1 protein-coding gene is annotated in these 1,696 nt (G+C 39.7%); it reads left to right on the forward strand.

Going from position 1 to position 1,696, the window contains the following annotated elements; translation table 11 throughout:
- The first annotated feature begins 299 nt into the window (after positions 1-299).
- Positions 300-1,679, forward strand: a complete 1,380-nt coding sequence (gene tnpC, locus MNV_RS03735; RefSeq protein WP_096204037.1) for an IS66 family transposase — start codon at positions 300-302, stop codon at positions 1,677-1,679.
- Positions 1,680-1,696: the final 17 nt, after the last annotated feature.

Genomic DNA, 1,696 nt, shown 5'->3' on the forward strand with positions numbered 1-1,696 from the left:
GCGCCTGCCGGGTATTTGTACTCTGCTCCAGCTGGTTAATAATCGAAGTATCGACATTTGCCGCCTTTGTGTTAAGTGAAGTGTAATACGCGCTGTTGCCTTCCCTGTATGTCCTTAAATCAAAGTCCTTTGCCGTTGCATCGTTCCACATCTGCTCGATTCTGTTTATCTGTGAGGTCTTAGGGAAGTCGATAATTAAATCTGTGGTACCTACACAGGTTTTTTTAGCTCCTAATGATTTGCCTCTTTACTAAGTTTTAACTCCAAAAAGCACATACACAGACATTACAATTTTACAAATGGACTTAAACGAGGAACTTCTCTCTTTGAGAGAAAAGAACAGAGTTCTCAGTGAAGAAAATAAAGAACTCGATAAACATCAGGAGCTTTTAAGTGAGCGGATCAAAAAGCTGGAAGAAGAGATTCAGCGTTTAAAAGAGGAGAACCAAAAACTCAGTCTTATTCTCTTTGGCTTTAAGCCTCCAAAGAAAGAACAAAGTGAGAGTTTAAACAATGTTTCCAAACCTGAACCTAAAAAGCGTGGTCCGCCGATTGGGCATAAAGGTACATCACGCAAGAAGCCTGATAGGGTAGATCGAACTTTTGTCCTAAAACAGGACACATGCCCTTACTGCAATGGGGAAATCAGTGAACTTGAACAATCGCATGAGCGATATATGGAAGACATTGTTCCCCTCTTCCTTTTCGTTACCAGATATATCATAAAACATGGGTATTGCAAACATTGCGGCAAGATTGTTTATCCAGAAGTACCTGAAGTTATAGACAACTGCCATTTTGGTTTGAATTTCATGCTTTACATAACATACCTCCGATATGTCATGAATCTGCCAGAGAACAAAATAGCGACTCTTCTAAACGATATATACGATGCCAGAGTCTCAGAAGGTACAATAGTAGCATATCTTAAACGTGCTGCAAAGATTTTTGGAAGCGAATATGAGCGTATAAAGAGTCAAATGAAAGAATTGAACTGTCAGTATGATGATACTGGACAAAGAGTGAATGGTGAGAACAAGTGGCTCTGGGTATTTATCTCGAATGAAGTTGTACTTTATCATACCAGTAAGAGTAGAAGTAAAAAGGTAGTGGTAGAAATTCTCGGTAAAGACTATAACGGGGTAACTGTTCAAGATTTTTATCCATCATATGACAAAGCTCCAGGCATGAAACAGAAATGCTGGTCACATCTAATCAGAGATGCAAAGGAGATAGTTGAAAGGAAAAAACCGCCTCCTGATGCGAAAGAGTTTCACGAAGAGCTTCAGGAAATTTATAAAGATGCAAAAGACTCTGAGAAGAAACTTAGCACGGATGAAGAGCGGAGAATAACATATGATGCATTCGTGGAAAGGCTGAATAAATTTGCATCTATGGATTGGAAGGATAAAGATGTAAAAAGACTCGCAAAGCGTGTATTGAAGTACAGCCATCAACTTTTTACATTTATCCTCATGCCGGGGATTGAACCTACAAATAATCGTTCAGAGCGTGCTCTCAGGCAGTGTGTGGTACAGGAGAAGATCTCTGGTTGTCATCGAACTGTAGAAGGTGCTAAGAACAGGGATATCTTGATGAGCGTGATTGGCACAATGAACCTCCAAGGAAAAAATATTCTCGATGATGGAAAAGAGTATGTACGGAAAGCCTTAACTTAAAAAAGGTGAGCAGGTAC

It is taken from the genome of Candidatus Methanoperedens nitratireducens (assembly GCF_900196725.1).
Lineage (GTDB): Archaea > Halobacteriota > Methanosarcinia > Methanosarcinales > Methanoperedenaceae > Methanoperedens > Methanoperedens nitroreducens_A.